A 25,025-nucleotide genomic window follows, 5' to 3' on the forward strand; every position below is an offset into this window, starting at 1 on the left:
TTCCAAGGAAGACCCACAGGGGATGATGATGAGTGAGTGGTATTACGCCGAAGGCCAGCAACGCCAGGGCCCGGTAGCCGAGCAGGAAATCCGCCAGCTGTTCCAGCGCAGCCAGATCACGCTGGATACGCTGGTATGGCGCGAGGGAATGGGACAATGGGCCGCACTGCGCACGGTGGTCGATGAGCTGCAGCTGCAGACCCTGGCTTCGGTTGCCGCCGAGCCGAGCACCGGTTTCGACCTGCGCGGCGACTACGCGGCGATCGACAACGGCACCGCGCCGCTGCCGGGCAGTGGCCCGCTGAGCGCGTCGCCGTACGGCGCATCGGCCGCATCGGTGGGCTACGGCAATGCCGTGCCGGTACACGGTGCCGAGGTGCTGTATGCCGGCTTCTGGAAGCGGTTCGCCGCCTACATGATCGACTACGTCATCCTGACCGCGAGCTCGATGATCATCGGCGCTATCGTTGGACTGGGCATCGGTGGCGCGGCCAGCCTGACCGGTGGGGGTTCGACCACCGCAGGCGTGCTCAGCCAGCTGCTCGGCGCGCTGATCGGCTTCGGCATCAGCCTGGCCTATTACGGCTGGTTCCACGCCTCCATCGGCGGGGCGACCCCGGGCAAGATGGCGCTGGGCATCAAAGTGGTGCGCAGCGATGGCGACCGGATCTCCGGCGCGCGCTCGATCGGCCGCTACTTCGCGACGCTCCTGAGCAGCCTGACCCTGCTGGTCGGCTACATCATGGCCGCCTTCACCGAGCGCAAGCAGGCCCTGCACGACATGATCTGCGACACCGTCGTGGTCGACAAGTGGGCCTTCACCGACCAGCCGCACCTGCAGCGTCCGCAACTGGGCGCGGTCGGCGTGGTGGTGCTGGTACTGACCGGCATCCTGTTCATCGGCCTGATCATCGCGATGGTGGTGGCGGTCGGCGCGATCGCCAGGATGGCCGGCTGAATACAGGCGGATGCGGCCGGGACGCTTGACAGAGCGCTCACGACGTGATTCCTCTAATAAGGTAAAAGCTGAACGCCCGGCTCATCCCCGGGCGTTCAGTTTATGGAAATCGACCCGGCCGCTTCACTAATGCGGCCATTTGCTCCACCCTAGCGGCCCTTCCCGGCCGTGCGCACACAAAAGCGACCCCATGCCCAAGCACCTGCTCATCGTCGAATCGCCCGCCAAGGCCAAGACGATCAACAAATACCTCGGCAAGGACTACACCGTCCTGGCCTCGTATGGGCATGTGCGCGACCTGATACCCAAGGAAGGCGCGGTCGACCCGGACAACAATTTCGCGATGCGTTACGACGTCATCGACAAGAACGAAAAGCACGTCGATGCCATTGCCAAAGCCGCAAAGGGCGCCGACGACATCTTCCTGGCGACCGATCCGGATCGCGAGGGTGAAGCGATCAGCTGGCATATCGCCGAGATCCTGAAGGAACGTGGCCTGGTCGGCGACAAGCCGATGCAGCGGGTGGTGTTCACCGAAATCACCCCGCGGGCCATCAAGGAGGCCATGAACCAGCCGCGCGCCATTGCCGCCGACCTGGTCGATGCGCAGCAGGCTCGCCGCGCGCTGGACTACCTGGTCGGCTTCAACCTGTCCCCGGTGCTGTGGCGCAAGGTGCAGCGCGGCCTGTCCGCCGGCCGCGTGCAGAGCCCGGCGCTGCGCATGATCGTGGAGCGCGAGGAAGAAATCGAAGCCTTCATCGCCCGCGAGTACTGGTCCATCGCCGCGGCCTGCGCGCATCCTTCGCAGCCGTTCAACGCCAAGCTGATCAAGCTGGACGGGCAGAAGTTCGAACAGTTCACCGTCACCGACGGCGACACCGCAGAAGCCGCACGCCTGCGCATCCAGCAGGCCGCCCAGGGCAGCCTGCATGTCACCGACGTGGCCAGCAAGGAACGCAAGCGCCGCCCGGCACCGCCGTTCACCACCTCCACCCTGCAGCAGGAAGCTTCGCGCAAGCTGGGCTTCACCACGCGCAAGACCATGCAGGTCGCGCAGAAGCTGTACGAAGGCGTGGCGATCGGCGAGGAAGGCACGGTCGGCCTGATTTCGTACATGCGTACCGACTCGGTCAACCTGTCGCAGGACGCGCTGGCTGAAATCCGCGACGTGATCGCCCGTGATTACGGCATCGCCTCGCTGCCGGACCAGCCCAACACCTACCAGACCAAGTCCAAGAACGCGCAGGAAGCCCACGAAGCGGTGCGTCCAACCTCCGCGCTGCGGACCCCGGCGCAGGTATCGCGCTTCCTGACCGACGACGAGCGCAAGCTGTACGAGCTGATCTGGAAGCGGTCGGTGGCCTGCCAGATGATCCCGGCCACGCTCAATACCGTCAGCGTGGACCTGTCTGCCGGCAGCGAGCATGTGTTCCGCGCCAGCGGCACCACCGTGGTGGTCGCCGGTTTCCTGGCCGTGTACGAAGAAGGCAAGGACACCAAGAGCGCCGATGACGAAGACGAAGGCCGCAAGCTGCCGCTGATGAAGCCCGGCGACCGCGTGCCGCTGGACCGCATCGTTGCCGACCAGCACTTCACCCAGCCGCCGCCGCGCTTCACCGAAGCGGCGCTGGTGAAGGCGCTGGAAGAATATGGCATCGGCCGTCCGTCGACCTACGCCTCGATCATCCAGACCCTGCAGTTCCGCAAGTACGTGGAAATGGAAGGCCGCAGCTTCCGCCCGTCCGACGTGGGTCGCGCGGTCTCCAAGTTCCTGTCCAGCCATTTCACCCAGTACGTGGATTACGACTTCACCGCCAAGCTCGAAGATGAGCTGGACGCGGTGTCGCGTGGCGAAGAGGACTGGATTCCGTTGATGGCCCGCTTCTGGGAGCCGTTCAACAAGCTGGTGGTGGAGAAGAACGAATCGGTCGACCGCGCCGAAGCCAGTGGCGCGCGCGAGCTCGGCACCGATCCCAAGACCGGCAAGCCGGTCAGCGTGCGGCTGGGCCGTTTCGGGCCGTATGCCGCGATCGGCAGCACCGCCGAAGATGCCGAAGACAAGCCGAAGTTCGCCTCGCTGCGCCCCGGCCAGAGCATGCACACCATCAGCCTGGAAGATGCGCTGGAGCTGTTCCTGATGCCGCGCGCGCTGGGCCAGGACAAGGGCGAGGACGTCAGCGTGGGCATCGGTCGCTTTGGTCCGTTCGCCAAGCGTGGCAGCACCTATGCCTCGCTGAAGAAGGAAGATGACCCGTACACGATCGACCTGGACCGTGCGGTCTTCCTGATCGAGGAAAAGGAAGAGATCGCGCGCAACCGGATCATCAAGGAATTCGACGGCAGCGAGATCCAGGTACTGAACGGTCGCTTCGGCCCGTACCTGAGCGACGGCAAGATGAACGGCAAGATCCCCAAGGATCGCGAGCCGGCCTCGCTGACCCTGGCCGAAGCGCAGCAGTTCATGGAAGAAACCGGCAAGCCGGTGCGCAAGGGCTTCGGCAAGAAGGCCGCCAAGAAGACCGTGAAGAAGGAGGCCGCGCCGAAGAAGGTCGCCGCCAAGAAGATCGCGGTGAAGAAGGCCACCAAGAAAGCGACCAAGAAGACCGCCAGGAAAGCGGTGAAAAAGGTCGCCAAGAAGGCCGTGGCGAAGAAGACCGCCGGCTGATCCGGCAGGCTCTGGTAGCGCCGGGGCATCCCCGGTCTCCTGGTAGCGCCGAGCCATGCTCGGCGGAGATCGGGAAACGTGACGACCAACGGTCGTCACCCACCAGGATCGACGGTCGTCACCCACCAGGCGCTACCGGTTTTCGCGTGGCAGGCGGATACTGCGTCCATGAAAGAACTCAACCTGATCAGTGCGGTGGCCAGCCTGCGCGCCGGCGGGGTCATCGCCTATCCCACCGAAGCGGTGTGGGGCCTGGGCTGCGACCCCGGCCATCAGATGGCGGTGCATGCCCTGCTCAAGCTCAAGCAACGGCCGGTGGAGAAAGGCATGATCCTGGTCGCCGCCGAACTGCAGCAGCTGCAGGGCTGGGCGGTGCTGGACGCCTTGCCGGACGAACGACAGCGCGAAGTGCTGGCCAGCTGGCCTGGCGCCAACACCTGGATCCTGCCTGCCGGCCCCCGCGCCCCGAAGTGGGTCACCGGGGAGCACAGCGGGCTTGCCGTGCGCATCAGCGCGCATCCGCTGGTGGCAGCGCTGTGCCGGGCATGGGGCGGGCCGCTGGTGTCCACCAGCGCCAACCTGGCCGGCGAGCCGCCTGCACGCACCCGTGCCGAGTTGGACCCGCGTCTGCTGTCGCTGCTCGACGGCCTGCTGGATGGCGATACCGGCGGCCTGGCCCAGCCCACGCCGATCCGCGATGGGCTTAGCGGCAACGTACTGCGCTTCTGAGCCGCTGGCGCCGCCGCGCCGGATCCCGCACGATGGGCCATGCGCGCATTCCCTGCCCTGCTGATCGTCCTGCTGCCGGCGCTGGCCCTGGCGGCCCCGGCGCCCCCTGCCGCTGACAGCGTGCGGATCTACCGCTGCGTCGGCAGCGATGGTGCGGTTACATTGCAGGACAGCCCCTGCAGCAGCGGGCGACAGGAAGTGCGACAGATGCAGCGGCCGCAGGATCCCCCGCCGCGCCGTGCCAGCACCGGCGACGTCGCCACGCCTGCCGCCAGCAGCGCGCAGGTGCAGCGCGAAATCCGCCATGTCTACGTGCGGCCGCCGCAGCCGATGTACGAATGCGTGACCGAAGAGGGCCGGCGGTACCTGAGCGACAGCAACGAGGGCAATCCGCGCTGGGTGCCGCTGTGGACCAGCGCGTGGGTCGGCGGCGGGCACCGTCCGTGGCACGGCCCGGGCCAGCCCGGACTGCCGCCGATCCGCGCCGAAGGCCGCGGCAACGCAGGGCCCGGACAGCGGCCGCCGCATGGCATCGGCCACGGCATCAGTTTCCCGGCGGGCAACATCCTGGTGCGCGATACGTGCAACGCATTGCCCCCACAAGAGGTCTGTGCGCGCCTGCGTGACCAGCGCTGGGAGCTGGACCGACGCTACAACAGCGCCCTGCAGGGCGAGCGCCAGGCGATCACCCGCGAGCAGCGCGGCATCGACGCGCGCCTGGACCAGGACTGCGGCGGACGCTGATCGCGCGCCCGCGCCGCTACAATCAGCGGATGAAGACCTGGATCTGCCTGGCCGCGCTGGCGCTGCTGACCGCCCTGCCGGTGTCCGCCAACGAGGACATCGTGTTCCGCTGCACCGATGCCAATGCGAAAGTGACCGTGCAGGATGCGCCGTGTCCGTCCGGCACGGCACAGATCATCCAGCGGCGTGGCGCGTCGAGCGCGTCCACGGCCTCCACCGCGCTGGGTGATTCGCCCGTACCCGCCGCGGCGGCGGTGCTGGACAGCGACCAGCTCGACGCGTCGGCAACCGGCGCTGCAGCCGGCAGCGGCGAGGCGATCCTGGACAGCGACGTGCTGCGCGCACGCGCCATCGCCGATGCCAGCGCCGTGCCGGACCGGCCTCCGCCGCCGGTGATTTTCCGCTGCACTTCCAGCGGCGGCGGCCAGTACTTCCACGAATACGAGGCTGCGCCGTCACACTGCACGGTGTTGCCGATCGCCGGCCTGGGCGGCGGCATCGCCCCCTACAACGCGGCCAGCTGCGAAGTCGTGCGTGATGCCTGCAGCGAAGTGGAGCTGGCGCAGCGCTGCGGTGCCTGGCAGCAACGACTGCGCGATGCACGCGGCCGCGAAAGCTTTGCAGCCGCCGACGCCCAGCCAAAGGCACGCGACGAGCGCCTGCGCGTGCAGGCAGTGCTGGAAGCCAGCAGCTGCGCGGTGCCCTGAGCGGTCGGCACCGGTGGCCTGGCGCGGCGTAGCTGACGCGCTGCCCCCGCCCTGTCGCTGCACCTACCCTGCAGCCGCGTCGTGCCTTGTCGTGCGAAGAACAGCGGCCGCGCCGGACAGTGCCGTCGATCACAGCACGATCGCACGGCGCTTCCACGTTCCGGCATGCGCATTCAGTGTGGCCTCGCCGCGCCTCTGCGGCGAAGCCAGACTGCACGAGGAACCGCACCGTGGATCAGCTCGCAACGTCACCCATCGCCCGGGCCATCCGCCCGCTTCTTTTCGCCCCGGCGTTGATCCTGTTCACATCCGCCGCACACGCAGAACCGCCCTTGCTGGACGTGACGGATGATCATTCAGTGGTCGTCGCGGTGCCATGGGGTGTTCCGCGCGCCGAAGCCGATCGCGAGAATCGATGGTTAGCACACAGCAACCTGCAGCCGACGGGACGTTTCGTGCGCCGTGGACAGCGCCTGAGCGTGACCGTCGCAGGGCCCCACGCCGCCGTCATCGCGATCGGATTGTTCGGTGTCTACAAGGATCTCAATGGCGGCGTGGCGCAGTCTTCGTTCAATCACCAGACCGTGCGGCCCGGCGTCCCCACGTGGATAACCGCACCGCTTGATGGGCTGGTCTACGTGAAGAACGAGGGCAGCCAGCCGCTTCAGGTCACCCTCGAAGGCGGTGAGCCGATACCGACCTTCGTAGGCGGGGTAACGACGAAAGCCAGCTTCGACGCGCAGATGACGCGCTGGCCGCGGGCTCCGTTCGCGACCTTCATCGGCGAACAGGTTTTCGCCGACATCCAGTACCGCTGGGTGCGCGACAACCTGGCGTCGGTCACCGCAGGCCGCATCGCGGGCTGGGACCAGGCAGCCAGGCTCACCAACGAGGTGTATGGGCTGTCCGCAATGGCCAGCGGCCTGGACCGCAAGTCCAGCAACCGTATCCATATCACCAATCCGGACACTGGACCCGGCGCCGCCAGCGCCACCAACTATCGCCTGACCTTCCACGGCACCGGCGGCGCGGTCCTGCTGCAGCGTGAAGCAGATGCCCAGTGGGGCCTCTGGCACGAGATCGGGCACACTTACCAGACACCGCAATACCGCTGGGCCGGATTGACGGAGGTAACCGTCAACCTGTCTTCCATGGCAATCGAAGAGCGATTGACCGGCCGCAACCGGCTGGACACCGCCGACTATCGAGCCAAGCGCACGGCCTACTTCGGGCGTGCACCGGCGCAGCGCGACTTCGACAAGCAGACAGACATCTGGTTCAAGCTGCTGATGTTCGACCAACTGCGTCGTTCGTTTGGCGAAGCGTTCTACCCACGCCTGTCGGCCCGCTATCGCCAGCTGCGACGCGACGGAGTCAATCCGCGTACCGACCAGGAAAAGCGGCAGCTGTTCGCCCTCACCGTCGGCCAGGTCGCCGAGCGCAACATGACCCCCTTCTTCGAACAGTGGGGCATCGCGCTGGACAGCAGTACGCGGGCCGCACTGGCACGACTGCCTGCGCTGGCCCACCCGATCTGGAACAACCACGACCGGGCCACCGATGTGGTGGAAAATGCGTTGCCGCCGCTGTGACCCGGGTCAGAACCCGTAGCGCAGGAAGCCGCCGTCCACCGCGATGCACTCACCGGTGACATAGCTGGCGGCAGGCAGGCACAGGAACCCCACTGCGGAGGCGACCTCTTCCGGTTCACCGATACGGCGCATCGGCGTGCGGTCGATCACCTGCTCGTAGTAATCCGGGTCGGCCAACGGCCCGGACGTGCGTCGGGTACGGATGTACCACGGCGCCACGGCATTCACCCGGATCCCGTCTTCGGCCCATTCGACGGCCAGGTTGCGCGTCATCTGGTGCATGGCGGCCTTGGTCATGCCGTAGACCGCCCCGCTGCGCACGTGGGTCAGGCCGGACACGCTGCCGACGTTGACGATCGCCGAAGCGGCATGCCGTGCCAGCAGCGGATGCGCGTAGCGCGACAGCTCGAAGGCCGAGAACAGGTTGGTCTCGAAGATGTTGCGCCATTCGTCTTCGGTGTAATCGATGGCCGGCCGGGTGATGTTGCCACCGGCATTGTTGACCAGGATATGCAGCCCGTCGGCATGGTCTTCGACCCAGTCCAGGATCTCACGCCGGTCTTCGTCATCGGACACGTCGGCGGCCAGGGCGTGGATCGCCTGTGCGGGGAACTCATCGGCGAGGTCGTCGCGGGCACTTTCCAGCATGTCGATATCGCGGCCCACGATCATCACGTCGGCGCCGAAGCCGAGCAGTTCACGTGCGATGGCCAGGCCGATGCCGGCACTGGCTCCGGTGATGAGGGCGGTCTGTCCATCCAGCCGCCAGCGCTGCGCAGTCACGATCTTGAACTCCCATCCGGGCGCTGCCCGTGTAACGATGCGGCAAGCATAGCGCCGTCGCCGGGAGATCTTCGATGCACCAGCTGAAAACCGTCGCCCTGATCGTCACACTGGCCTCGCTGGCCGCCTGCCAGCGCCCCGCGGTCCCGCCGCAGGACAAACCACCGGAGCCCAAGGCGCTGGCGCGCAGCGTGCAGGCGCCACTGGAAAAAGCGCGCGGCGTGCAGCAGACGCTGGAGGATGCCGAACAAAAACGGCGCGCCCAGGAAGAGCGCGCCGAGAAGGAATGATCAGTGCCAGGTAGAGCCGACCGAGGTCGGCTGCTACCGTCTGAAGACAGTCAGAAACCGCAGAAGCAGTACGCCAGCGCCTTGACCGGGGTGCCCTTGCCCTGCTCGCGCGCGGCGTTCTGCACGAAGCGCAGCTGGGTATCCACTTCCGGCATCGTCCGCGCCAGCACCATCCGGCCCACGCCGGATTCGGCCAGCATCCAGGCACCGGCGTGGCTGCCGGCGAAACCGCCCACGAACTGTGCGAACGGGGTAGCGGGCTTTTCGATGTAACGCACGCGGTACTTGTCATCGGCACCGAGCTTGGCCCGGCCCGCAGCGTCGGCCACGGCGTCCTTCAGGCCGCCGAAGGCATCGACCAGGCCGCGCTCCTTGGCCTGGGCACCGGACCAGACGCGGCCACGGGCCACTTCGTCCACGGCCTCGACCGGCTTCTTGCGCGCATCGGCCACGCGACCGGTGAAGTCCGCGTAACCCTTGTCGATCACCGACTGGATCACCTGGCCCACGGCCGGGTCCAGCGGCTTGGTCATGTCGAACGCGCCGGCGAAACGGGTGGTGCCCACGCCGTCGGTATGCACGCCGATCTTGTCCAGCGCGCGCGCCACGTTCGGCACCATGCCGAAGATGCCGATCGAACCGGTGATGGTCGAGGCATCGGCATAGATGCGGTCGGCATTCATGCTGATCCAGTAGCCACCGGAGGCAGCCAGGTCACCCATCGACACCACCACCGGCTTGCCGGCGGCCTGCAACGCCACCACTTCGCGGCGGATCTGCTCGGAGGCGAACACTTCGCCACCCGGCGAATCCACGCGCAGCACCACGGCCTTCACGTCATCGTCGTCGCGGGCTTCGCGCAGCAGCGCGGAGGTCGACTCGCCGCCGATGCGACCGGCCGGCAGGTCACCGCCGCTGATCTCGCCCGATGCCACCACCACGGCCACCTGCGGACGCGAATCCACCGGGCTGCGACGTGCGTCGACCTGGCCCAGGTAGGCGCCCAGGTTGATGCTGCGGAAACCACCTTCGGCATCGCCGTCGGCCACGCCGCGTTCAACCATCAGGTCTTCGAACTCTTCGCGGGTCTTCAGCGCGGTGACCAGCTTCTGCTGCAGGGCGAACTTGGCCAGGTCACCGCCGGCGGCGGCCACGCCTTCGGGCAACGTATCGATGCCGGCGGCCAGCTGTGCCGGATCCAGGCGACGTGCCTTGGCGATGTCACCGAGGTAGCGCTGCCAGACATCGTTCATCCAGTACAGGTCCGCTTCCTTGGCCTGCGGCGATGCGGCGTCCAGCACGTACGGTTCGGCGGCGGACTTGTACTCGCCCACCTTGAACAGGTGCACGTCCACGCCCAGTTTGTCCTGCAGGCCGGTGCGGAAGTACTGGCGATAGCGGCCGAGGCCTTCCAGCAACACCGCGCCCATCGGGTCCAGGTAGACCTCGTCGGCCTGTGCGGCCAGCAGGTACTGCGACTGGCCCATGCTTTCGCTGAAGGCCACCAGCTGCTTGCCGGACGCACGCAGCTGCTGCAGGGAAGCGGCGACTTCGCGCAGCGAGGCGAAGCCGGACGGCTGCAGCTTGTCCAGTTCCAGCACCACCCGCTCGATCTTCTTGTCCTCGCGCGCGGCGTCGATGGCCCGGATCAGATCGCGCAGCTGGATCTCTTCGGCACTGGTATCTCCCATCGCCTTGGCGAAAGCGCGGCTGACCGGATCAGCGCTGAACTGCTCCACCAGGCGTCCTTCCGGGGCGATCACCAGGGTGGTGCGGTCCTGCAGCGACTTGCTTGCGCCCGCACCCATGCCGGCCGCCACGACCAGCGCGACCAGGATGAAGAACAACAGGCCGAAGAACAGCACGTTGAGGATCAGCCGCCGCGTGAAGTTCATCACGTCCCACAGCCCGATGAAGAAAGCCGCGATGGGATTGCGTCGCGCGGGGGGCAGCGGTGGCACGGTTTGGTTCATGGATTGCTCCGGTTGGCGTCTTGCCGTGGAAATTGCGGGATCAGCATAACGGGTGTGGTTGCCTGCAGCATCGGACACAAGTAAGGGTGCCACCGTGAAGCGCGGCCGACGCTGCTGGCATTCAGGACAGCGCTGACTGGCCCACGCGCGCGCCGCTGCGATGCAGGCGCCAGCCCATCAGGAGGGCGGCGGCGGTCAGCCCGACAATCAGGCCAATCCACATGCCCTGCGGCCCCATGCCCAGCCCCAGGCCAAGCCCGGCACCGAGCGGCATGCCCAGCCCCCAGTACGCGAACATGGCGATGAACATCGGCACGCGGGTGTCTTTCAGCCCGCGCAGCGCGCCGGCCGACAGCACCTGGATGCCGTCGGGGAACTGGAAGGCAGCCGCGTACAACAGCAGCGTGGAGGCCAGCCCGGCGACCGCCAGGTCATTGGTGTACACCCCGACGATGGCGTCGTGGCCGAACAACAGCGCCAGCGCCGACACTGTCTGCGTGCCCATGATGATTGCGTAGCCGGCCCACGCCGCGCGGCGCACGCCATGGCCATCGCCGCGCCCGACGCAATGGCCCACGCGCACGGTGGTGGCCTCGGCCACGCCCATCGGGATCATGAAGCACAGCTGGGCCACGTTGATCGCGATCTGGTGCGCGGCGGCCTCGTTGGCACCCAGCCGGCCGATCAGCAACGCGGTGACGATGAACAGCCCACCTTCCATCAGCACGGTGATGCCGATCGGCAGGCCGGTACGCAACAGGTCCCAGATGGCACGCCAGCGCGGGCCTTCGAAATGGCTGAACAACTGCAGGTGTTCGAAGCGCCGGGTCTTCCACAGATAAGCGCCGAAGCACAGCGCCTGCAGCCACATCATGATCGCCGAGGCGATGCCGAGGCCTTCGGCGCCCAGCTCCGGGAAACCCAGTCTGCCATTGGCCAGTACGTAGCCCATCGGCGCCAGCACCAGCAGCCCGCCGAAGCCGATCAGCATGGTCGGCAGGGTCCAGTGCATGCCCTCGCTGAGATAACGCATGCAGAAGTACAGGGTCAGCGCCGGGCCGCCCCAGCGCACCGCATGCAGGAACGCGGTGGCGCCCGGCACGATATCCGGCGCGATGCCGAAGGCAGGCAACAGCGGCGGCACCACGCTGAGGAAGGTGAACATGATCAGGCCCAGGCCCAGCGCCAGCCACAGGGCCTGGCGGAACAACGGCCCGATCTCGCGCTCGCGGCCGGCGCCGTGCAGCTGCGATACCGACGCGGTGAGCGAAATCAGCGTCCCGATCGGGATCAGCATCGGCAGCCACAGCAGCGCGGTGCCGATGGTCACCGCCGCAAGCGTGTGGGTGCCGTGGTGGCCGGCAATCACGTTGTCGACGAAGGAGATCAGGCCGGTGGAGACATGGCCCAGGACGAGCGGCAGGGCAAGGATGCCGGTGGCACGCACTTCTTGGCTGAAGCGCGGGGCAGGGGATGCGATAGACATGGTGCTGCAGGGGGTCGGCGACTACGGCTGCGCGCGAAGGGCACAGACACCGGGTTGCGGGGCGCCATCTTACCCGTTCCGGGGACATCGCGGCCGGGCCGGGTGGGTGACGACCGCCGCCCGAGTGGGTGACGACCGCTGCCCGGGTGGGTGACGACCGTTGGTCGTCACGCTTCTCCCGCCGGACCCGGGCGGCCTGACGCTAGCGCCCGACCTGCCGGGCCAGCCAGGCATCCCGCTGGGCCGGCGCCACGGACAGGAATTCGGTCCGCACCGCATCGCGCTGCTGCGGCGGCGTGCGCTGCGCCACCAGCGTCAATTGCGACACCTGCGCCGGAGTGAGCTGCCGCAGCGTCGCCAGGGTGGCGTCGCGTTGGTTTTCCGGCACATAACCGAACATCCCCTGCAGCCGGCTGAAATGCTCGCCCAGCAGCGGGCCCAGGCGCCAGCCATCACGGAATGCCTGGTCCTGCGCAGTGAACTGGTCACGCAGCTCCTGCTGCCTGGCGGGCGGCAGGGCCGCGAAACGCCCGGCGGCCTCGCGCACGCGCGCACGCTCGGACTCGCTCATGGCCCGCCACGCCGCGTACTGGCTGCGGCGCTCGCGCTTCTGTTCCGCGCTGAGCTGCTGCCACGGCATGGCCACCGGGGCGGCGGGACTGCCGATGGCGCCCGGGCTTGCGGGCCCGGAGAGCGGCAGCGCGGTGCGGTCAGGGGCGCCGTGTGCCAGCCCGGCACCGCCCAGCAACACCAGCGCGCATAGACGCTTACTCATCAGCCGCCGCCGTTTCCAGCGCGGCCGCCACCGGCTCCGGCCGGGTCGGTCTGGCCTGGGACTCATCGACGGGCAGCGGACCACCCGCGGCCGACCAGGCATGCAGGTCTGCGTCGGCGAGCAGCGGGAAATCGCGGTCTGCCAGCATGGCCGCATCTTCTGTCGCCATCGGATCGGCGGCGGCGGCGGCGACCTTCGGCGCATCGCCTTCCAAGGCTTCCACGGTGACCGGACCGGCCTCGCCCACCGCGCCTTCCGGGACGACGGCAGGTGCATCGGGTACCCGCCCCTGCCAAGCGCGCCATCCGAGCCCGGCCAGCAGCAGTACCAGCACGGTGCCGAGCAGGATCACCGGCCCACGCCAACGGCGTTGCTGCGAGGACCGACGGCGTGGCGGTGCCGAGGGCGTGCGCTGTTCGGCTGCGGGGGCGCGCCAGGTCTTGGGTGCATCGTCCTTCCTGCCCGCCACCACCGGTTGCTGCAGTTCCTTCAGTCGCTGCGCGGGCAGTTCCCGGATCTGCTGCTGGACCTGCTCGGCCAGCCCCCGCCAGGCCTGCGCGTCGGGATTGCCTTGCCGATCACGCGGGCAGGCAGCGGCCAGTGCCTCCTGGTAACCGTCTACATCGGTATCCAGCAGGCGCGCGGCGGTGTCTTCATCCAGCCCGGCACCGATACGCAGCAGCAGCGCCAGGCGGATCAGCGGCTCCAGGTTGCCCAGATGGGCCAACGGCCCCTCCCAGCGGCCGGTGGGGGTGTCGCGCAGTGCCTGCCGGGCCGCCAGCAGCGCCCAGAAGCGGGGTGGCCACTGGGCCATCGGCAGGTCACTGGCCACTGCGGCGAACGCGCGCATGACCGCAACCAACGCCTGCTCTGCCCGCGCTCCGTCACCGGTCTGCAGCTCGGCGACCACCAGGGCACGGCGCTCGACGCCACGTAGAAATGCCGACAACGCACCGGCCGCAGTAGGGGATGAAGAGGCGGACGCTGCCGTCATCGGGGACTCCAGGAATTCACGCGGAATGATAGCCGCTCCCAACCAGAGTCGCCGAGGGCTTGCTACCGACAAGCGTTCGTGCTGCACGTTGTGCACAGCGTCAAGAAAACCTGGCGACACTCATGCCCAAACCCCTCCCACTTCGTGTTTCAGCGGTATTTCACACCTAAGTAATTGATTTTAATGATCAATATCATGTGGCTATTTTTTGACCACGAGAACATCAAGGCTGTCGGCATCGGCACTTGCCGTGTTCCACCCTCGCTAACACACAGACTTATCCACAAAAGATGTGGATAACCCTGAATCTCCAATGCAGTCCGATATTTACCTCTTGTTTAGACTGTCTTCACTGAGGATCGACGCCCCTGAATGCGCACTGCGGTGGTCCCGGACGGGTCGGTACACTGCGCACCATGGAAGCTCCCCTGCCCACCCTGCGCATCGCCCTGCCGGTCCCGTTGCCGCAGTTGTTCGACTATCTGCCGCCAGAGGGTGCTGCACCGGAAGCGGTCGTTGGCTGCCGGGTCCGGGTGCCGTTCGGCCCGCGCGAGCTGGTCGGGCTGGTGGTGGAACAGGGCAGCGCGGATCCGGCGTCCAGCCTGCGCCAAGCGCTTGCCTGGCTGGATTGCGCACCACTGCTGCAGGGCGAACTGTGGCAAAGCCTGCAATGGCTGGCACGCTACACCCACGCGCCACTGGGCGAAGTGGTGTCCACCGCCCTGCCCGGCCCGCTGCGGCACGGTGAGCCGCTGCCGGAAACCCACCACTGGGGCTGGCAGCTCACTGCCGCCGGGCACGAACAGCGGGGCAGCCTGCGCGCCGGCAGCCGGCCGCGCCAGTTGGCCGAACTGCTGGCCGAAGCGGTGGTCGACGAAGACGTGATCGCCGCGCGGATGGACGACTGGCGCGCGCCTGCGCGCAGCCTGGCCAAGCGTGGCCTGGCCGAGCGCGTGGCGCTGGCAGTGGCACCGCTGCAGGCCAGTCCACTGGGCGGCCCCACCCTGAACCCGGAGCAGGCCGCCGCAGTGCAGGCGATCACCGCCGCGCAGGGTTTCGCCCCGTTCCTGCTGGACGGGGTCACCGGCAGTGGCAAGACCGAGGTCTATCTGCAGGCCATCATCCAGTGCCTGGCCCAGGGTCGGCAGGCCCTGGTGCTGGTGCCGGAAATCGGCCTCACCCCGCAGACCCTGGCGCGCTTCCGCGGCCGCTTGGGGATCGCCGTGCACGCCTTCCACTCCGGCCTCAACGACAACGAACGCGCGCGGGTCTGGGCGGCGGCATCGCGCGGCGAAGCGCGGGTGGTCGTCGGCACCCGCTCGGCGATCTTCATGCCGCTACCGGAAGCCGGCCTGCTGATCGTCGATGAGGAACACGACAACAGCTACAAGCAGCAGGACGGCATCCGCTACCACGCGCGCGATTTCGCCCTGGTGCGGGCCAAGGCGCTGGGCATTCCGGTAGTGCTGGGCAGCGCCACCCCGGCCATGGAGACTCTGCACAATGCGCATGCCGGCCGCTTCGCCCACCTGCGCCTGAAGGTACGTGCCGGTGACGCGATGCCACCGCGCGTGCGCATCCTGGATGTACGCAAGCGACCGCTTCGGGACGGCCTGTCGCCGCAGGTACTGGAAGGCATCGCCGAGCATCTGCGCAACGGACAGCAGGTGCTGGTCTTCAAGAACCGCCGTGGCTATGCCCCGGTACTGCTGTGCCACGACTGCGGTTGGACTGCGCCCTGCCAGCGCTGCGATGCGCCGATGACCGTGCATGGCGCGGGCCGGCGCCTGCAGTGCCACCACTGCGGTGCGCGGCAGGCCGCCCCGCTGGCCTGCCCGGCCTGCGCCAGCCTGGCGCTGCAGCCGCAGGGGATCGGCACGGAGCGGCTGGAGGAACACCTGGTACAGGCGTTCCCGGACGTGCCGGTGCTGCGCATCGACCGCAGCACCACTTCGCGCCGCGATGCGCTGGAACAACAGCTGGCCCGGCTCGGCGACCAGCCCGGCATCCTGGTCGGCACGCAGATCCTGGCCAAGGGCCACGACCTGCCCAAGCTGACCCTGGTGGTGGTGGTGGGCATCGACGAAGGATTGTTCTCTTCGGATTTCCGCGCCACCGAGAAACTGGCCCAGCAGCTGATCCAGGTGGCCGGCCGCGCCGGGCGCGCGCGCGATCCCGGCGAGGTCTGGCTGCAGACCCACCATCCTGGCCACCCGCTGCTGGAAACCCTGGTCAACGGCGGTTACCACCCGTTCGCCGCAGCCGAACTCAACCAGCGCCAGGCCGCCGGCTTCCCGCCGTTCGCGCATCTGGCGCTGCTGCGCGCCGAAGCGCAGCAGGTCGAACATGCCAATGCGTTCCTGCTCGCCGTGCGTGCGCTGGTGGGCGAACAGCCGCACCTGGAAGCGTTCGGGCCGATGCCCGCGCCGATGCCACGGCGGGCGGGCTACCAGCGTACGCAGCTGCTGCTGTCCAGCGCGCAGCGCCCCGCGCTGCATGCCGTGCTGGATCATGTGGCGCCCTTGCTGCAGGGCTTGCCGGAGGCCCGCAAGGTGCGCTGGTCGCTGGATGTGGATCCGGTGGACCTGTACTGACCGGCCATCGTTGATGACGGGCCGCCTTTGGCAGCGACGGCCGCTGGCCGTCGATCCCTCCTGCGAACCTCAGCTCATCCCGGTCATCACGCCGCGCTGGTACGCCGGGCGTTCGCGCAGGCGCGCATACCAGTCCGCCAAGTAGGGCAGGTCCGGACGCTGGATCGGCATCTCGAACCAGGCATACACCAGCGCACCCAACGGAATATCCCCCATCGCGAAGCGGTCGCCGGACAACCACGGCTGTTTCGACAGCTCGGTATCGGCCATCGCCAGCAGATCGCCGGCCTTGACCAACGCGGCATTGATGCGGACCTCATCGCGATCCGCCGGTGCGGTACGCATCACCCCCCAGATCAGCTCGCTGTACACCGGCGCCATCCGCGAGGTGGTCCAGTCCATCCACTTTTCACCGCGCGCGCGCTCGGCCGCGTCTTCCGGGTACAGCGTGCCCAGCGCATAACGCGCGGACAGATAGCGCACGATCGCATTGGATTCCCACAGCGGCAGGCCGTTGTCTTCGATCGCCGGTACCAGCCCGTTGGGATTCATCGCCCGGTAGTCGGCGGCCTGGGTGCCGCCGAAACTGCCGCCGACTTCGATCGACTCATACGCCAGTCCGATTTCTTCAGCACACCAAAGCACCTTGCGCACGTTGCTGGAATTGCGGCGGCCCCAGATCTTCAGCATGTGGTTTTCCTTGCAGGCAAACGTGCGCCGGCATGGCGCGGGACCGCTACGATACGCCGGTCAGCCTACCGTGGTGTTGCCGGTCCTGGCGGCCCTTTTGGTTGCCTGCTTGGCCACCGGCTTCTTCGCCAGCGCCCGCACGTACGACGATTTGCCGTCCTTCTTCATCTCGAACAGGCCGATGGCCGCCAGCAGGTCGCTTAGCTTGCCGTAGCCATAGTTGCGCGGATCGAACGAGGCCTGGTTGCCGATCTGGCTGCCCACCGGCCCCAGGTGCGACCAGCCGTCCTCACCTTCGGCTGAGGCCACCGCACGACGCAGCAGGTTGACCAGCTTGGTATCGCTGCGCATTTCCGCACCGGTCTTGCGCGGCCGTGCTTCGCTGCCCGCCTCGCCGGTCTCGCCCGTGCCCGCGCCTTCGGGATGGGCATCCGGCGCACTGGCATGGGCCTGCCCCAATGCTTCCAGATAGGTGAATTTCGAGCACGCGTTGACGAACGGATCCGGAGTCTTCTTCTCGCCGAAGCCATACACCTTGACCCCGTCGGTGAGCAGGCGCATCACCAGCGGAGTGAAGTCGGCATCGCTGGACACGATGGCGAACCCATCCAGGTTGCGCGCGTACAGCAGGTCCATCGCATCGATCACCATCGCCATGTCCGATGCATTCTTGCCGCGGCTGTAGGCAAACTGCTGGATCGGGCGGATCGCATACTCGTGCAGCACCGCTTCCCAGCCCTTCAGGCTGGGGCTTTTCCAGTTGCCGTAGGCGCGACGGACGTTGGCCACGCCGTGCCGGGCCACTTCGGCCAGCACCTCTTCGATCTTCGACGCGGGTGCGTTGTCGGCGTCGATCAACAGGGCAATGCGCTTTTCCGGCTCGGACATACCTGCTCCAGGCTGACGATGGTGTGCGGACAGTATGTTCCACACCGGCAGCGGGCCGTGTGACATGCGATCATCCCAACGCCCCCCTACTGGAGCCACGCGAATGACGCGCGAGCGCACCCCCCACCTGGTCATCGTCGGCGGTGGTTTCGCCGGCCTCTGGGCGACCCGCGCCCTTGCCAGTGAGCGCATCCGTATCACCCTGGTCGATCGCCGCAACCATCATCTGTTCCAGCCGCTGCTGTACCAGGTCGCCACTGCGGGCCTGTCCGCCCCGGACATCGCCGCCCCGCTGCGACATATCCTCGGCCACCAGCGCAACGTGGAAGTACGGCTGGGCGAAGTCACCCGCATCGACAAGCAGGCCCGCAGCGTGCAGTTGGTCGATGGCACATCGCTGGAGTACGACACCCTGCTGTTGGCCAGCGGCGCCACCCACGCCTATTTCGGCCACGACGAATGGGCCAAGGATGCGCCCGGCCTGAAGACGCTGGATGACGCCATTGCCTTGCGCCGCAAGCTGCTGCTGGCGTTCGAGCGTGCCGAGGCCGAGCCGGACCCGGAAAAGAAAGCCGCGTGGCTGAGTTTCGCGGTGGTCGGCGGGGGGCCTACCGGCGTGGAACTGGCCGGAACCTTGGCAGAGATCGCCCGGCATACGCTGCGCAACGAGTTCCGCCACATCGACCCGGCGTCGGCCAGGGTGCGGCTGGTGGAAGCCGGACCGCGGGTGCTGTCCACCTTCCCCGACGTGCTTTCGCTGAAGGCGCGCCGGCAGCTGGAAAAGCTGGGCGTGGAAGTACTGACCGGCACGCCGGTGACCTCCATCGACAGCCTGGGCTTCCAGCTGGGCGAACAGTTCGTCCCTGCGCGCACCGTGGTCTGGGCCGCGGGCGTGGCCGCATCGCCGCTCGGCGCCACGCTGGATGTCGCGCTCGACCGCGCCGGACGCGTGCTGGTACAGCCCGACCTGACCCTGCCCGGCCACCCGGAGGTGTTCGTGGCCGGCGATCTTGCCGCCCTGACCCAGGCCGATGGCCGGCCGGTGCCCGGCGTGGCGCCGGCCGCCAAGCAGATGGGCAAGCACGTGGCCGACACCATCCGTGCGCGCCTGCATGGCAAGCCGGTGCCGGGTCCGTTCAAGTACGCCGACTACGGCAACCTGGCCACCATCGGGCGCATGGCCGCGATCGTGCACCTGGGCAGACTGCAGCTGTCCGGCGTGCTCGCCTGGTGGTTCTGGCTGGCCGCCCACGTGTTCTTCCTGATCGGCTTCCGCAACCGGATGGTGGTGCTGCTGAACTGGGCGGTGGCGTACTGGAGCTACCAGCGCAGCGCGCGGATCATCTTCGGCGACGTGAAACCACCGAAGGACCCAACGCGCGGGTGACCGGCACACACCCGCTGCGCTCGCCGAGCATGGCTCGGCGCTACCGCGGCGGTCTGGGTAGCGCCGAGCCGTGCTCGGCGGACGCACTGCGGTGTTACAGCGCTTCGCTCAGCCACGCCAGCTTGCGCGCACGTGGCTGCTTTTTAAGCTGCCACTCCGCGCGCGAGGCTTCGGCGCGGTCCGGATACTGGCGCACCGCAAGGATCTGCAGCGGTGGGCGCGCACGGGTATAGCGCGCGCCCTTGCCGGCCTGGTGGGCGGCAAAGCGCGCCTGCACATCGGTGCTGATGCCTGCGTAATAGCTGCCGTCCCGGCATTCGAGCAGGTACAGGAACCAGGGCGTGTCAGGGCGGGCCATGCCCTGATTATCGCCCAACCGCCGCCAGCGGCTACACTACGTGCCGGATGCAGGAGAGTGGTGCCACGCTGGCACCCGCCGAAGGCGCAGGCTCCCATGATCGCTCAGGCCGGTGGAATGGCATTCCACCAACCATGTATCCGAATCGCCGAGCTGGAGAGAGATCCGCAGGGATCCGCCGAAGGGGCACGCGGGCACGCCCGCTGAACTCTCAGGCAAAAGGACAGCGGGAGCGGCACCGGTCACCTTCGTACGGCGATGCACCTGCATCGGCGCTGCGTGCTGCGTGGCCGGCCCCACCGCATCCGGAGCCTGCCCATGTTGTTGTCCATCATCTACCTGATCGCCATTTCCGCCGAAGCCATGACCGGCGCGCTGTCTGCCGGCCGCCGCCGCATGGACCTGTTCGGCGTGGTGATGATCGCCTGCGTCACCGCCCTCGGCGGCGGATCGCTGCGCGACATCATCCTCGGCCACTATCCGCTGGCCTGGGTGAAGCATCCCGAGTACCTCGGCTTCACCGTGTGTGCCGCGCTGATCGCCACCTGGGTGGCGCGCTGGATGCATCATTTCCGCCGCACCTTCCTGGTGCTGGACGGGCTGGGCCTGATCGCCTTCACCCTGATCGGCTGCGCGATCGCCCGCGATGGCGGCCATGCCACGCCGATCGTGCTGATCGCCGGCATGCTGACCGGCGCCTTCGGTGGCGTGCTGCGCGACATCCTGTGCAACGAAGTACCGCTGATCTTCCAGAAGGAGCTGTACGCGATCATCTCGCTGCTGACCGGCGCGGCCTACCTGCTGCTGCTGCACTGGAACGTGGCCGACACCACCGCCATCCTGTGCTGCCTGGCTGGCGGCTTCGCACTGCGCCTGCTGGCGATCCATTACCGCTGGGAAATGCCGAAGTTCGTGTACCACGACGAAGTGCACTGAGAATGGGTAGGCTGCCTGCTGGGCGCCCGCTCGGCATCGCCATCGTCGGCGGGCTACCGATGAGCCAGCTGCTCACCCGGTACACCAGGCCGGCGATGTACCCGGCGCTGGCCAGGCTGCGCCGGGATCCCGCCTGGCCCGGATTACCTACACCGCGTACGTCGCCTCATCCCACCTGGGCGCCCGCACCGCCTCGTCGTCCCAGCGGATGATCTCCAGCTGCAGCAACCGGCCGTCTTCATCGGCGAACAGGATGATGCTCAGCGCCTCGCCATCGGCGTCGGGCACCTCGATGTCCACCGGATAGGGATGATCACCGGGCGGCGTTGGACGCGCGTGGCCGGCCAGCACGAAGCCCACCAGCAACGTGCTTTCATCCACCGCCATCGCAACGCCCGCATCCGCGCGCAGCTGCGCTGCCGGGTCGGCAGGCAACACAGCGGCGACGGCCTCGATCAACAGGCGTTCGTGCGCATGCAGGGTGCGTAATGGACTGGCGATGTCATGGGATGGCATGCCCTGCAGGATACGCGTGTTGGTGTGCAGCACACTTGCCTTGGTAGCGCCGAGCCAGGCTCGGCGTCACCTGCTGGCAACCGTTGAATCCCAGGAAGAAACCCGCCCCCCGGCGATGGACCTGGCGCCGGGTCATTGCCCAGCGCCAGGCGCATCGCCGGTGCGGCTGCAGTGGCTGCCAACTCCGCCAGCCACCGCTGGTGACGGCGCGCCCCCGCAGGCAGCAGCCGTCACCCACACGCGTTGCACCGCTCAGGCGGCTTCGGTTTCCACTTCCTCGGCGAGCGCCGCGATTGCTTCACGGCGTGCGCGCACGGCAGCGGCCAGTCGTTCCAGCACCACTTCAGTGGTCGCCCAGTCGATGCAGCCATCGGTGATGCTCTGGCCATGCACCAGCGGCTGGCCTTCCACCAGTTCCTGGCGTCCGCCGACCAGGTTGCTTTCGATCATCACTCCGACGATGCGCTGTTCGCCGCCGGCCATCTGCACGGCGATGTCCTCGATCACCTTCGGCTGGTTGTCCGGGTTCTTCAGGCTGTTGGCATGGCTGGCATCGACCATGAGGCGCGTTTGCAGCCTGGCCTTGGCCAGTACCTGGCAGGCATCGGCGATGCTGGCTGCATCGTAGTTCGGCTGCTTGCCGCCGCGCAGGATCACATGGCAGTCCGGGTTGCCGGCGGTGGCCACGATGGCGGTATCGCCCTGCTTGGTCACCGACAGGAAGTGATGCGGATTGGTCGCCGCGCCCACCGCGTCTGCGGCGATCTTGATGTTGCCGTCGGTGCCGTTCTTGAAGCCCACCGGGCACGACAGTCCCGAGGCCAGTTCGCGATGCACCTGGCTTTCGGTGGTACGCGCCCCGATCGCGCCCCAGGCCACCAGGTCGGCGATGTACTGCGGCGAGATCACATCGAGGAATTCGACGCCGGCCGGCAGGCCGAGCTTGTTGATGTCGCGCAGCAGGCCACGCGCGATGCGCAGGCCCTTGTTGATGTTGAAGCTGCCATCCAGGTCCGGATCGTTGATCAGGCCCTTCCAGCCCACCGTGGTACGCGGCTTTTCAAAGTACACGCGCATGACGATTTCCAGTTCGCCGGCCAGCGCATCGCGCAGGGGCTTGAGCTTCTGGGCGTACTCGATCGCCGCGGCCGGGTCGTGGATCGAACATGGTCCGACCACCACCGCCAGGCGGTCATCGGTTCCGTGCAGGATGGCGTGCAGCGACGCGCGCGAGGCACTGACCGTATCGGATGCTTCATCGTCGCAGGGCAGCATCGCCAGCAGCTGCGCCGGCGGGGTCAGGGGTTCGATCTTGCGGATGCGGAGGTCGTCGGTATGGGGGGGCATGGCGGGGGTCTCTCGAACGTGTGGGGGTCCCCAGCGTGGCGGCAACAAAAAAGCCGCCAGGGTCGCTGGCGGCTTTCGGGAATGCGGCTGAAGGGTTTCTTCAGGGTGAACGCAGTCCTTCCTCCGCCGGTGGCTTCGGAAAGTAATACCAAAAGTACGAGTTGGCGTGACGTGCGTTCATTGGGGAGTATTGATAACACAGGGTTTCAGGGCTGCCAACTGTTACATCGGCAACTGCGGAAGCGATTGAGCCGGCTCTGCAACATCTGCACGGCATGCGTCGAACATCGCGATGCCGAAACGGAGAGTCAACAGCGTGACGACCAACGGTCGTCACCCACCACGACCCACGGTCGTCACCTACCACGAGCAGCGGTCGTCACCCACCAAGAGCCGCGGTCGTCACCCACCACGGCCACAAAAAAACCCCGCCGTTTCCGGCGGGGTTTTTGATGATGCAGGTGCTACGGGAAGCGTTGGACTTAGAAGTCCATGCCGCCCATGCCACCCATGCCGCCCATGCCACCACCGGCGCCGCCGGCAGCTTCTTCCTTGCGCGGGGCTTCGGCCACCATGGCTTCGGTGGTGATCATCAGGCCAGCGATGGAAGCGGCGTTCTGCAGGGCCGAACGGGTCACCTTGGTCGGATCCAGGATGCCGAACTCGACCATGTCGCCGAACTCGCCGTTGCCGGCGTTGTAGCCGTAGTTGCCGGTACCTTCCTTCACCTTGTTCAGGATGACCGACGGCTCTTCACCGGCGTTGGCCACGATCTCGCGCAGCGGGGCTTCCATGGCGCGCAGGGCGATCTGGATGCCGTGGGTCTGGTCTTCGTTGGCACCCTTCAGATCGCCGACGGCGACCAGCGCACGCACCAGGGCCACGCCGCCGCCCGGGACCACGCCTTCTTCGACGGCTGCGCGGGTTGCGTGCAGGGCGTCTTCAACGCGGGCCTTCTTTTCCTTCATTTCGATTTCGGTCGATGCGCCGACCTTGATCACTGCAACGCCGCCGGCCAGCTTGGCAACGCGTTCCTGCAGCTTCTCACGGTCGTAATCGGACGAGGTGTCTTCGATCTGGGTCTTGATCTGGGTGACACGCGCCTGGATGCCTGCAGCGTCGCCGGCACCGTCGATGATGATGGTGTTTTCCTTGGAAACCTGCACCTTCTTGGCGCGGCCCAGGTCAGTGATGGTGGCCTTCTCCAGCGACAGGCCCACTTCTTCGGAAATCACGGTGCCGCCGGTCAGCACGGCCATGTCTTCCAGCATCGCCTTGCGACGGTCGCCGAAGCCCGGAGCCTTCACGGCCACGACCTTGACGATGCCGCGGATGGTGTTGACGACCAGGGTCGCCAGCGCTTCGCCTTCGACTTCTTCAGCCACGATCAGCAGCGGCTTGCCCGACTTGGCGACGCCTTCCAGCACCGGCAGCAGGTCGCGCACGTTGGAGATCTTCTTGTCGTGCAGCAGGATGAACGGGTCATCCAGGTCAGCGGTCTGGCCCTGCTGGTTGTTGACGAAGTACGGGGACAGGTAGCCGCGGTCGAACTGCATGCCTTCGACGACGTCCAGCTCGTTGTCCAGGCCCGAGCCTTCTTCAACGGTGATCACGCCTTCCTTGCCAACCTTCTTCATCGCTTCGGCGATGATGTTGCCGATCGACTCGTCCGAGTTGGCCGAGATCGTGCCGACCTGGGCAATCGCCTTGTCGTCAGCGGTCGGCTGGGAGATCTTCTTCAGCTCGGCGACGGCGGCGATCACGGCCTTGTCGATACCGCGCTTGAGGTCCATCGGGTTCATGCCGGCAGCAACGGCCTTGGCGCCTTCGCGGATCAGGGCCTGGGCCAGCACGGTGGCGGTGGTGGTGCCGTCGCCTGCGTCGTCATTGGTGCGCGAAGCAACTTCCTTCACCATCTGCGCGCCCATGTTCTCGAACTTGTCAGCCAGTTCGATTTCCTTGGCAACGGACACGCCGTCCTTGGTGATGGTCGGGGCGCCGAAGCTCTTTTCGAGCACGACGTTGCGGCCCTTCGGGCCCAGGGTTGCCTTCACGGCATTGGCGAGCACGTTGACACCACGCACCATGCGGGCGCGGGCGTCTTCACCGAAACGAATATCTTTGGCAGCCATTGAATTCACCTGTTATGTAGCGCCGGGACAAGCCCGGCAGCATTGATATGAAAGGGGTCTACGGGGTAACGGATCGCGCGACAGCAGCTCAGCCGATGATGGCGAGCACGTCGTCTTCGCGCAGGACCTTGTATTCCACGCCAGCTTCCTTGTAGCTGCTGCCGGCGTACTGGCCGTAGATGACCTTGTCGCCGACCTTCAGGGACGGGGCGCGCACGCTGCCATTGTCCAGCGCCTTGCCCGGACCCACGGCAACCACTTCACCCTTGGTCGACTTTTCCTTGGCCGAGTCCGGGATCAGGATGCCGCCGGCGGAGATTTCGTCGGCTTCGATCGGCTTGACTACGACGCGGTCGTGAAGCGGCTTCAAGTTGCTCATGTGAGACCTCTCAAGTTGTTGATTGTACGGAAGTATTCCGGCGACTTTAGCACTCACCCCAGGTGACTGCCAGAACCGCGCGAGAAAAAAGCCCGGCAGACC

The 25,025-nt window shown here is 67.1% G+C and carries 21 protein-coding genes, 1 pseudogene and 2 riboswitches; of the genes and pseudogenes, 10 read left to right on the plus strand and 12 right to left on the minus strand.

What is annotated here, in order from left to right; genetic code table 11:
- The first annotated feature begins 28 nt into the window (after positions 1-28).
- From CXG43_RS17735 to CXG43_RS17760, 6 genes are all read left to right on the plus strand, one after another.
- The gene (locus tag CXG43_RS17735; protein WP_101101489.1) at positions 29-958 is read left to right on the plus strand and encodes an RDD family protein; all 930 of its coding nucleotides are present in this window, start codon (positions 29-31) and stop codon (positions 956-958) included.
- Between the two features lie 190 nt (positions 959-1,148).
- Positions 1,149-3,623, plus strand: coding sequence for a DNA topoisomerase I (locus CXG43_RS17740; protein ID WP_101101344.1), 2,475 nt, complete (start codon positions 1,149-1,151; stop codon positions 3,621-3,623).
- A 168-nt stretch (positions 3,624-3,791) separates the two neighbouring features.
- Positions 3,792-4,352, plus strand: coding sequence for a Sua5/YciO/YrdC/YwlC family protein (locus tag CXG43_RS17745; RefSeq protein ID WP_042614483.1), 561 nt, complete (start codon positions 3,792-3,794; stop codon positions 4,350-4,352).
- A gap of 39 nt (positions 4,353-4,391) precedes the next feature.
- The gene (locus CXG43_RS17750; RefSeq protein ID WP_101101346.1) at positions 4,392-5,096 is read left to right on the plus strand and encodes a DUF4124 domain-containing protein; all 705 of its coding nucleotides are present in this window, start codon (positions 4,392-4,394) and stop codon (positions 5,094-5,096) included.
- A 29-nt stretch (positions 5,097-5,125) separates the two neighbouring features.
- On the plus strand, positions 5,126-5,803 hold the full coding sequence (locus tag CXG43_RS17755) for a DUF4124 domain-containing protein (RefSeq protein ID WP_101101348.1): 678 nt from the start codon (positions 5,126-5,128) through the stop codon (positions 5,801-5,803).
- A gap of 230 nt (positions 5,804-6,033) precedes the next feature.
- On the plus strand, positions 6,034-7,395 hold the full coding sequence (locus CXG43_RS17760) for a M60 family metallopeptidase (protein ID WP_157825089.1): 1,362 nt from the start codon (positions 6,034-6,036) through the stop codon (positions 7,393-7,395).
- 6 nt (positions 7,396-7,401) lie between these two features.
- Here the strand turns inward: CXG43_RS17760 and CXG43_RS17765 are convergent, their stop codons facing one another.
- Positions 7,402-8,178 carry an SDR family oxidoreductase gene (locus CXG43_RS17765; protein WP_042614487.1) on the minus strand — a complete coding sequence of 259 codons (777 nt, stop codon included), beginning with the start codon at positions 8,176-8,178 and terminating at the stop codon, positions 7,402-7,404.
- Between the two features lie 74 nt (positions 8,179-8,252).
- Here CXG43_RS17765 and CXG43_RS17770 point away from each other — a divergent pair, with 74 nt between their 5' ends.
- Entirely contained in the window at positions 8,253-8,468 is a 216-nt protein-coding gene (locus CXG43_RS17770) for a hypothetical protein (RefSeq protein WP_101101352.1), read from the plus strand.
- 50 nt (positions 8,469-8,518) lie between these two features.
- Here the strand turns inward: CXG43_RS17770 and sppA are convergent, their stop codons facing one another.
- The 4 genes from sppA to CXG43_RS17790 all read right to left on the minus strand — a co-directional run bounded on the left by sppA (position 8,519) and on the right by CXG43_RS17790 (position 13,696).
- Positions 8,519-10,441 carry a signal peptide peptidase SppA gene (gene sppA, locus CXG43_RS17775; protein WP_101101354.1) on the minus strand — a complete coding sequence of 641 codons (1,923 nt, stop codon included), beginning with the start codon at positions 10,439-10,441 and terminating at the stop codon, positions 8,519-8,521.
- A 121-nt stretch (positions 10,442-10,562) separates the two neighbouring features.
- Positions 10,563-11,927, minus strand: a complete 1,365-nt coding sequence (locus tag CXG43_RS17780; protein WP_101101356.1) for an MATE family efflux transporter — start codon at positions 11,925-11,927, stop codon at positions 10,563-10,565.
- A 202-nt stretch (positions 11,928-12,129) separates the two neighbouring features.
- Positions 12,130-12,702: a DUF3106 domain-containing protein gene (locus CXG43_RS17785; RefSeq protein ID WP_101101358.1), complete on the minus strand. Its 573-nt coding sequence runs from the start codon at positions 12,700-12,702 to the stop codon at positions 12,130-12,132.
- The gene (locus tag CXG43_RS17790; RefSeq protein ID WP_101101360.1) at positions 12,695-13,696 is read right to left on the minus strand and encodes a hypothetical protein; all 1,002 of its coding nucleotides are present in this window, start codon (positions 13,694-13,696) and stop codon (positions 12,695-12,697) included. Before CXG43_RS17790 ends, CXG43_RS17785 begins: the two co-directional genes overlap by 8 nt.
- A 416-nt stretch (positions 13,697-14,112) precedes the next feature.
- Here CXG43_RS17790 and CXG43_RS17795 point away from each other — a divergent pair, with 416 nt between their 5' ends.
- The gene (locus CXG43_RS17795) at positions 14,113-16,290 is read left to right on the plus strand and encodes a primosomal protein N' (protein WP_101101362.1); all 2,178 of its coding nucleotides are present in this window, start codon (positions 14,113-14,115) and stop codon (positions 16,288-16,290) included.
- Between the two features lie 69 nt (positions 16,291-16,359).
- Here CXG43_RS17795 and CXG43_RS17800 read toward each other — a convergent pair whose 3' ends face one another.
- Complete coding sequence (locus CXG43_RS17800; protein ID WP_101101365.1) at positions 16,360-16,980, minus strand: glutathione S-transferase family protein; 621 nt, start codon at positions 16,978-16,980, stop codon at positions 16,360-16,362.
- 135 nt (positions 16,981-17,115) lie between these two features.
- Positions 17,116-17,868: pseudogene (locus CXG43_RS17805) on the minus strand (NYN domain-containing protein); the annotation flags it as partial.
- A 103-nt stretch (positions 17,869-17,971) separates the two neighbouring features.
- Here CXG43_RS17805 and CXG43_RS17810 point away from each other — a divergent pair.
- Positions 17,972-19,255 carry an NAD(P)/FAD-dependent oxidoreductase gene (locus CXG43_RS17810; protein WP_101101369.1) on the plus strand — a complete coding sequence of 428 codons (1,284 nt, stop codon included), beginning with the start codon at positions 17,972-17,974 and terminating at the stop codon, positions 19,253-19,255.
- Positions 19,256-19,349: 94 nt separating this feature from the next.
- Here CXG43_RS17810 and CXG43_RS17815 read toward each other — a convergent pair whose 3' ends face one another.
- Positions 19,350-19,613, minus strand: a complete 264-nt coding sequence (locus CXG43_RS17815) for a GIY-YIG nuclease family protein (RefSeq protein WP_101101371.1) — start codon at positions 19,611-19,613, stop codon at positions 19,350-19,352.
- Between the two features lie 40 nt (positions 19,614-19,653).
- Positions 19,654-19,744: riboswitch (glycine riboswitch) on the plus strand.
- A gap of 12 nt (positions 19,745-19,756) precedes the next feature.
- Positions 19,757-19,850, plus strand: a riboswitch (glycine riboswitch).
- Between the two features lie 81 nt (positions 19,851-19,931).
- On the opposite strand from CXG43_RS17815, the gene CXG43_RS17820 reads away from it, so the two are divergent.
- On the plus strand, positions 19,932-20,549 hold the full coding sequence (locus tag CXG43_RS17820; protein ID WP_101101491.1) for a trimeric intracellular cation channel family protein: 618 nt from the start codon (positions 19,932-19,934) through the stop codon (positions 20,547-20,549).
- 147 nt (positions 20,550-20,696) lie between these two features.
- Here CXG43_RS17820 and CXG43_RS17830 read toward each other — a convergent pair whose 3' ends face one another.
- The 4 genes from CXG43_RS17830 to CXG43_RS17845 form a co-directional block, all read right to left on the minus strand.
- Positions 20,697-21,098: a hypothetical protein gene (locus tag CXG43_RS17830; protein WP_101101373.1), complete on the minus strand. Its 402-nt coding sequence runs from the start codon at positions 21,096-21,098 to the stop codon at positions 20,697-20,699.
- A 219-nt stretch (positions 21,099-21,317) separates the two neighbouring features.
- Positions 21,318-22,412, minus strand: coding sequence for a 3-deoxy-7-phosphoheptulonate synthase (locus tag CXG43_RS17835; protein ID WP_101101375.1), 1,095 nt, complete (start codon positions 22,410-22,412; stop codon positions 21,318-21,320).
- A 482-nt stretch (positions 22,413-22,894) separates the two neighbouring features.
- Positions 22,895-24,544, minus strand: coding sequence for a chaperonin GroEL (gene groL / locus CXG43_RS17840; RefSeq protein WP_042614503.1), 1,650 nt, complete (start codon positions 24,542-24,544; stop codon positions 22,895-22,897).
- A gap of 88 nt (positions 24,545-24,632) precedes the next feature.
- Positions 24,633-24,923: a co-chaperone GroES gene (locus CXG43_RS17845; RefSeq protein WP_042614504.1), complete on the minus strand. Its 291-nt coding sequence runs from the start codon at positions 24,921-24,923 to the stop codon at positions 24,633-24,635.
- Positions 24,924-25,025 lie beyond the last annotated feature (102 nt).

Origin of the sequence: Stenotrophomonas sp. Bg11-02, from assembly GCF_002836635.1 — a bacterium.
In the GTDB taxonomy this organism is placed as follows: Bacteria; Pseudomonadota; Gammaproteobacteria; order Xanthomonadales; family Xanthomonadaceae; genus Stenotrophomonas; species Stenotrophomonas lacuserhaii.

Excerpts from the sequence above, each read along its gene's own strand:
- CXG43_RS17735 (WP_101101489.1), top strand. The coding sequence starts at position 29 with ATGAGTGAGTGGTATTACGCCGAAGGCCAGCAACGCCAGGGCCCGGTA.
- CXG43_RS17740 (WP_101101344.1), top strand. The coding sequence starts at position 1,149 with ATGCCCAAGCACCTGCTCATCGTCGAATCGCCCGCCAAGGCCAAGACG.
- CXG43_RS17745 (WP_042614483.1), top strand. The coding sequence starts at position 3,792 with ATGAAAGAACTCAACCTGATCAGTGCGGTGGCCAGCCTGCGCGCCGGC.
- CXG43_RS17750 (WP_101101346.1), top strand. The coding sequence starts at position 4,392 with ATGCGCGCATTCCCTGCCCTGCTGATCGTCCTGCTGCCGGCGCTGGCC.
- CXG43_RS17755 (WP_101101348.1), top strand. The coding sequence starts at position 5,126 with ATGAAGACCTGGATCTGCCTGGCCGCGCTGGCGCTGCTGACCGCCCTG.
- CXG43_RS17770 (WP_101101352.1), top strand. The coding sequence starts at position 8,253 with ATGCACCAGCTGAAAACCGTCGCCCTGATCGTCACACTGGCCTCGCTG.
- sppA (WP_101101354.1), bottom strand. The coding sequence starts at position 10,441 with ATGAACCAAACCGTGCCACCGCTGCCCCCCGCGCGACGCAATCCCATC.
- CXG43_RS17780 (WP_101101356.1), bottom strand. The coding sequence starts at position 11,927 with ATGTCTATCGCATCCCCTGCCCCGCGCTTCAGCCAAGAAGTGCGTGCC.
- CXG43_RS17785 (WP_101101358.1), bottom strand. The coding sequence starts at position 12,702 with ATGAGTAAGCGTCTATGCGCGCTGGTGTTGCTGGGCGGTGCCGGGCTG.
- CXG43_RS17790 (WP_101101360.1), bottom strand. The coding sequence starts at position 13,696 with ATGACGGCAGCGTCCGCCTCTTCATCCCCTACTGCGGCCGGTGCGTTG.
- CXG43_RS17795 (WP_101101362.1), top strand. The coding sequence starts at position 14,113 with ATGGAAGCTCCCCTGCCCACCCTGCGCATCGCCCTGCCGGTCCCGTTG.
- CXG43_RS17800 (WP_101101365.1), bottom strand. The coding sequence starts at position 16,980 with ATGCTGAAGATCTGGGGCCGCCGCAATTCCAGCAACGTGCGCAAGGTG.
- CXG43_RS17810 (WP_101101369.1), top strand. The coding sequence starts at position 17,972 with ATGACGCGCGAGCGCACCCCCCACCTGGTCATCGTCGGCGGTGGTTTC.
- CXG43_RS17815 (WP_101101371.1), bottom strand. The coding sequence starts at position 19,613 with ATGGCCCGCCCTGACACGCCCTGGTTCCTGTACCTGCTCGAATGCCGG.
- CXG43_RS17820 (WP_101101491.1), top strand. The coding sequence starts at position 19,932 with ATGTTGTTGTCCATCATCTACCTGATCGCCATTTCCGCCGAAGCCATG.
- CXG43_RS17835 (WP_101101375.1), bottom strand. The coding sequence starts at position 22,412 with ATGCCCCCCCATACCGACGACCTCCGCATCCGCAAGATCGAACCCCTG.
- groL (WP_042614503.1), bottom strand. The coding sequence starts at position 24,544 with ATGGCTGCCAAAGATATTCGTTTCGGTGAAGACGCCCGCGCCCGCATG.
- CXG43_RS17845 (WP_042614504.1), bottom strand. The coding sequence starts at position 24,923 with ATGAGCAACTTGAAGCCGCTTCACGACCGCGTCGTAGTCAAGCCGATC.